This window comes from Emticicia sp. (assembly GCF_049241225.1).
Taxonomy (GTDB): Bacteria; Bacteroidota; Bacteroidia; order Cytophagales; family Spirosomataceae; genus Emticicia.
Window position 1 is genome coordinate 1 of record NZ_JBMLRC010000225.1, and the last position, 6,547, is coordinate 6,547.

The 6,547-nt window shown below is 39.4% G+C and carries 7 protein-coding genes; all 7 read right to left on the bottom strand.

Annotation, left to right across the window (positions count from 1 at the left end; translation table 11 throughout):
• A partial coding sequence (locus tag ACOVO2_RS12525; protein WP_421770305.1) for an aldehyde dehydrogenase family protein occupies window positions 1–1,123 on the bottom strand: 1,123 nt, incomplete at its 3' end.
• Between the two features lie 93 nt (window positions 1,124–1,216).
• A complete protein-coding gene (locus ACOVO2_RS12530; RefSeq protein ID WP_421770306.1) occupies window positions 1,217–2,110 on the bottom strand; it encodes a hypothetical protein in 894 nt (297 codons plus the stop codon).
• Between the two features lie 36 nt (window positions 2,111–2,146).
• Window positions 2,147–2,992, bottom strand: coding sequence for an AraC family transcriptional regulator (locus tag ACOVO2_RS12535; RefSeq protein ID WP_421770307.1), 846 nt, complete (start codon window positions 2,990–2,992; stop codon window positions 2,147–2,149).
• A gap of 191 nt (window positions 2,993–3,183) precedes the next feature.
• Complete coding sequence (locus ACOVO2_RS12540) at window positions 3,184–3,765, bottom strand: non-canonical purine NTP diphosphatase (protein ID WP_421770308.1); 582 nt, start codon at window positions 3,763–3,765, stop codon at window positions 3,184–3,186.
• Between the two features lie 81 nt (window positions 3,766–3,846).
• Complete coding sequence (locus tag ACOVO2_RS12545) at window positions 3,847–4,209, bottom strand: four helix bundle protein (RefSeq protein WP_421770309.1); 363 nt, start codon at window positions 4,207–4,209, stop codon at window positions 3,847–3,849.
• A 268-nt stretch (window positions 4,210–4,477) separates the two neighbouring features.
• A complete protein-coding gene (gene prfA / locus ACOVO2_RS12550; RefSeq protein ID WP_421770310.1) occupies window positions 4,478–5,557 on the bottom strand; it encodes a peptide chain release factor 1 in 1,080 nt (359 codons plus the stop codon).
• A gap of 151 nt (window positions 5,558–5,708) precedes the next feature.
• Window positions 5,709–6,547 (bottom strand): DUF2911 domain-containing protein (locus ACOVO2_RS12555; RefSeq protein ID WP_421770311.1); only part of this gene is annotated, 839 nt, incomplete at its 5' end.

Sequence of the window (6,547 nt, forward strand, 5' to 3'; positions counted from 1 at the left end):
ACGCACGCTCATCAATAACGGCATTCACAAAATTTGAGAAATCTTCTGTACCACCAATTTTGATTTCTTTCAAATCAGCAATAAGTTGCTCTTTTACGGCTGGCCAAAGCGTAGATGGAATGTAGGCACGAGAAGCCGCCGAACATTTTTGTCCTTGGTACTCGAATGCTCCACGAACTAAGCCCGTTGTCAGAGCCTTTACCTCGGCTGACTCGTGAGCTACAACGAAGTCTTTTCCACCAGTTTCGCCCACAATACGTGGATAAGTTTTGTATTTTGAGATATTTTCTCCGATTGTTTGCCAAATAGTTTGGAAAACTTTCGTGCTACCTGTAAAGTGAATTCCTGCGAAATCAGGGTGTTTGAAAATAATATCGCCAGCTACGGGGCCATCTACATAAATCAAGTTGATTACGCCATCGGGCAAGCCTGCTTCACGCAAAACCTCCATGATTACGTTGGCCGAATATATTTGTGGATAGGCTGGTTTCCAGACAGTTACGTTACCCATCATGGCTACGCACGCAGGAAGATTACCCGCAATGGCCGTAAAATTGAATGGTGTAAGTGCAAAAACAAAACCTTCGAGCGGGCGATATTCTACACGATTCCATAAGCCACGCACTGATTCTGGTTGACCAGCGTAGATTTGTTGCATGAAATAAGCATTGAAACGCAAAAAGTCGATAAACTCACAAGCAGAGTCTATTTCGGCTTGGTAAGCGTTTTTCGACTGTCCGAGCATCGTAGCAGCATTGATTTTTGCACGATACGGGCCAGCCAAAAGGTCGGCAGCTTTCAAGAAAATACTTGCACGGTGTTCCCACGAAAGATTTGCCCAATTTTCACGAGCAGCCAAAGCGGCATCAATGGCTTTGTGAACGTGCGAAGCGTCGCCTTCACTGGCATAACCCAAGATGTGTTGGTGGTCGTGCGGAGGCGAAAGTTTGATTTTATTATCGGTATGTATAAGTTCAGAGCCAATGTACATCGGAACTTCGATGACCTTTGAGCGAGCTTCGGCAATTGCTTTTTTGAGAGCGATTTTTTCGGCAGAACCTGGGCCATAATTCAAAACAGGCTCATTGATAGGCGATGGAACTTTAAAAAAGGCATTATTCATTGTTGAAGAAGTTTTTGTTGAGTTTCGAGGGCGAAATTAATGAAAAGAATTGAAATTATTGATAAAGAGATTCCATGCAACGACTTATGTTTATCACCGCTTTTTCTCAATAATAAATTTTAAAGCAGGCTGAACAGCCATCCAATGCGATGCCCCAAAGACCACAAAAACTCGGTCATATTTATCTAAGGCATCATCTATTTTTTTTAGTAATGCTTGGTCACGAATGTCTTTTGATGTTCGGCCGATTTTACCAAAAATTCCAGTATCAAGTAAATAATATTCATGTACTGGTATAAGATTTTTCAAGTCAACTTTCTTCTTAAAGTATTGAAAATAAAGCTTATACAAATAAGAAAGGTCTCGTTCTTGAGTAGTTGGTTTGAAATTATATTTGTCTAAGTATGCTATAAAACTTTTCTGAAAAGCAGTATCTATGGGCACTTCTCCTACAAATCCTTGTGAGAATGGTTGTAAAAATCGCTCAATTCCAAGATAAAGATATACTTGCTCACGTGGAAATTTGCCTAATAAACCAGCAAATTCTTCATCGGCACTCATATCGCCATTAAGGAGTGAGATTTTGGTTTTATCACATAGAAATTTGGCAAGACCTGTTTCACCATCTTTCAAAATAGCCGAATCTCTCGTAGCATAATGCTCTGTTTCGGCTACTTGTCCACCCTCATTGAAGGCTATTTGTGGCTTTTGCTTCATAAAAGCCTCTTCCAGTGCCTTGAATTGTGGGTGGTCAATGCCACGTACGTGCGATGCACCGAAGAAAACAATTTGCTTATTTTCGTGCTTCAGAACTGTTACAGTTGGGTTATAGCCACTATGATTAAAATTAACATTGAGTGTATCTAATTTTTTCTTGACAGTCAGATAGTCTATTGTTGGATAGTTGATTTCAGTGTGTTTTTGCTTACATGAAATACAAAGATTGACAACAATAGTGAAGATTATTAGGCGAATAGTACGATTCATTGTGAAAGATTTTAGATTGTGCGATTGATTTATAAATTACTTTTCCATGCCTGATTTATATTCCCTCGGACTCACGCCTTTTAGTTGCTTGAAGGTCTTATTGAAGTGGGAAATATTATTAAAACCCACTTCAAAACAAATATCGGCAATAGGTTTGTTTTCAAACAACAAACGGCAAGCTTGATTGATTCGATATTCGTTTACGAAGTCAGTGTAGGTAATGTGCGAAATTTTCTTGAAATATCGACAAAAAGATGGAACGGTCAGATTTGCTAAATCGGCAACGGCTTGAATATTAATGCTTTTTTGGTAGTTCTGCTCCACATATTCATAAACTCTGTTGATGCGGTCTTCATCTTTATGATTAAAATCAAAACGTTTATCAACGGCATTTAGTACCGAAAATTCGTTAGTTGTAGCAAGTGTATGAAAAATATTCAGCAACTCAACAAGCCTTTCAAAGTGTGAAAGCGTAAGCATTTTTTGAAGTTTAGCAGCTACAATCTTTCGGGCTTTCCCTTGAAACGAAAGCCCTTGTTTTGCTCGCTCGAAAAGCTCCCTAATGTGCTGCAATTCAGGTTTTTGCATAAACTCTTCGCCCAAAAAATCTTTGCGGAGTTGCACCACAATTTCTTCGTGTTCACCAATTACTCCGTAGCCAAAACCTGTGTGTGGTAGGTCGGGGCCAATAAAAACCAATTCGCCTTCTTCGTAATTTTTGAGGTGTTCGCCAATGTGGAGTTTTCCAGAACCTTTTCTTACAAAAACAATTTCGTATTCGGGATGATAATGCCAAAAATAGCGGTCGTTTTCTGACTTCCAATGAATCAGACGAAATGAGCTACCAGTATCGGGTGAGATTTTTTCGTACTCAACTTTCATGCTTTATTATCATTATACGTTCAACAAATGTATAAATAATGTTAATAAAGCACAAGTATTAGATAATGATGGAGTAGTTTATTTGGAAGATTTCTATCAATTTTGCATCAGAAAAGAATTGATTACCTTTCTGAGACATTCAGAAATACTTTTACCTATGACGAGTTTTTGAGCGAAGCCATTGGCCTCGCTCATTTTTTATGCTTTTTCAGAAATTCAATCATTTTTGCTACGGCTAAGCCTCGGTGGCTGATTGGATTTTTCTCTTCCATAGTCATTTCGGCAAAAGTGCGGTCATAACCTTCAGGAACAAAAATTGGGTCATAACCAAAGCCTTTTTCTCCGTGTCTTTCATGAGTGATTTTTCCCCGAATTATTCCCTCGAAAAAATTAGGTTTCCCATCAATAAGCAATGTAATCACACTTCTAAATTGAGCTGCACGATTTTCAACTCCTTTCATGGTTTCGAGCAGTTTATCAATATTTTTGGCATGATTTCCATGCTCACCTGCGTAGCGTGCCGAGAAAACCCCAGGTTCGCCATTGAGTGCATCGACTTCTAAGCCAGAGTCATCGGCAATGCAGTCGATTTGAAAACGCTCCCAAACATACATTGCTTTTTGTAAAGAATTACCGTCGAAAGTATCGGCAGTTTCGGGAATATCATCAAAACAACCTATTTCGCTGAGTGTTTGAAGTTGGAATGTATCGCCCAAAAGTGCTTGTAATTCTTCTACTTTATGGGTATTGTTTGTGGCAAGACAGAGTTTCATAGTTTTAAGTCTTCAGTGGGCAGTTTGCAGTGGGCAACTTTTGATTATAATTTTTAGTCTTTAATTGGTAGTTTGCAAAACTTATAAATATTTTTCTGGGTTTGCAATCATGTGATTAATTAGCCGCCCTACTTCCTCACTTCTTTGGGTAAAAGATATGGAAGTATTTTCATCAATGTATTTACAGGCAAATGCGAAATCTATCCAAACTTGGGTTTCACTATTTTCGGCATCTGAATCAGTCAATTTCGAAATGAAATGAGCAGGGTAGCGTCTTTTTCTGTAAGCCTCCCCAATATTTGCACACACCGACCGTGAAGAGCGTCTAACTTGGTCAGTGAGCGAATATTTTTCTTCCTTCGGAAATCCTTTACTTACTTCAAAAATTTCCATTGATAAAGAAAAAGCTTTTTTGTAAACAATTAAATCTTTAAAAGACGACATTAGTAGTCTATGGTTTTCGGTATGCAGTTGGCAGTCTTACATTACGACGACAACTTTAATAAATTTGAATATACGAATAAAACAGTTTTCAGTAGGCAGTTAGCAGTCTTGCACCACTGACTACAACTTTAGTAAGTTTTAATATATGGACAAGTTTGAATCTGCAAAAAGTAGAAAATTATGACTGCCTGTTGAGGATTGAAAACTTCCCATTGAAGGCTAAAAACTATCTACTGAGGACTGCCTACTGAAAACTGCCCACTGAAATTTACGCCACCGCCATTGCATTTTCCTTCATTTTTTCAGCATTATCGGCCATGCGAAGTTGCTCAATGAATGTACCAATTTCACCTTCCATTACTGTTGGTAAGTTATATACCGTTAAACCAATACGGTGGTCGGTTACACGGCTTTGCGGGTAATTGTATGTACGAATCTTATCTGAGCGGTCGCCATTTCCTACTAAGTCTTTACGCTCGGCAGAGATAGCTTCGTTGTGTTTGGCCATTTCCATTTCATAAAGTCTCGAACGCAAAACCGAAAGGGCTTTTTCACGGTTTTTGATTTGCGAACGCTCATCTTGGCAAGAAACCGTTACGCCCGTAGGAATATGCACCATACGAACTGCCGAATAAGTGGTATTTACTGACTGCCCACCCGCTCCCGACGAACAGAATGTATCAATCCTTACATCGTTCATGTTGATGGTTAAGTCAACTTCATCAGCTTCGGGAAGTGCGGCCACCGTAGCGGCTGATGTATGCACACGACCCTGAGACTCGGTAGCAGGTACACGCTGCACGCGATGCACACCCGACTCATATTTGAGCTTTCCGTAAACGTCATCACCTTCAACTTGTACCACAATTTCTTTATAGCCACCCGCAGTGCCTTCGTTGTGGTCGAGGAGTGTCATTCTCCAACCTTGTTTTTCGATGAAACGTTGGTACATTCTGAATAAATCTCCCGCAAAAATTGAGGCTTCGTCGCCACCCGTTCCTGCTCTGATTTCGAGGATTACGTTTTTGCTATCGTTCGGGTCTTTCGGAATGAGCATTTCTTTTAGAATTGCTTCTAATTCATCTCGTTTTGGCAAAAGCTCGTCTAACTCTTCTTTTGCCAAATCACGCATATCTTCGTCTTTTTCATTGGCAATAATATCTTTTGCACCTTCGATATTTGAAAGTACATTTTTATAAACCTTTAGTTGGTTGACGATTTTCTCCAAATCTTTGTATTCTTTACTCAAACGAGTAAACTTCGTCATATCAGACACGATTTCGGGCATCGTCATCTGCTGCGAAACTTCTTCGTAGCGTTCTCTTATGGCTTCTAATTGCTCTAACATATAATTAGTTACTTGTTATTTGAAACTGGTGTTTTGTGAATTTTTTTCTCCCTGTAGGACGAACGCCCAATTTGGACGTTCCTACGAAAATAAAAACGTGGCACATCTCATTATCGTTCATAACAAGATGTGCCACGTTTAGATAATTTCTCTAATATCCTTTTTTACATTGACCCAAAACCGCCTGGTTGAGTTTAATGTAAGCATCATCGCCTGCTTTTTTAGCCAATTCCATTGATTTTTCGGCATTTGGAATAGCCACTGCACAGTTATTTTGTTTGGCGGCAATACGTGCCACGAGCTGGTATGTCCAATATTCTTTTTCTTTTTCAACAACCTTATTGGCCCATGTCAGTGCTTGGTCGAGTTTTACACCTTTTTGGTAATAAAAATCAGCTGCCGAGAAATAGGTGTCAGTTGTAGCATCAGGTTTTGCGGTTTTTTCGGCAATTTCGGCCATTATTTTCTCATCAACACCTCTTTGTTCGATTTTGAATCGCACTTCAGTGCTTTCCCATTTGATTGAAAGCTCGGTACTGGTTGGTGTAAATTCCACAAAATCAATCGTCATTTTCTCTGTAAATTCTTGTGGTTGAATTGGCTGAACGTTGAAGCGAATCACATCTTTATTGATGTCGTAGCCATACGAACCCCATTGTTTATCATCACGGTTGAAGATAATCGTCCATTCGCTTTTGCCAGGAATTGTATAAAGTCCGTAGCTTCCTGCTTTCATTACAGCACCATGAACATATACTTCATCATCAAATTTGATAGAGGTGATTTTATTCGCACCCGTACGCCATACTTTTCCGTAAGGCACTAAATCACCAAATATTTTACGACCTTTTACCGATGGTCGGCTATAATCAATCGTAATTTTTGTGAGGCCAAGCGTTTGCGAAAGTGTCGTTGACGGACTCGCCGCTGGCGTGTTTATCTGAGCAAAACTTGTTGATGATGCTAAAATTATAAACAGCAAATTTTTAA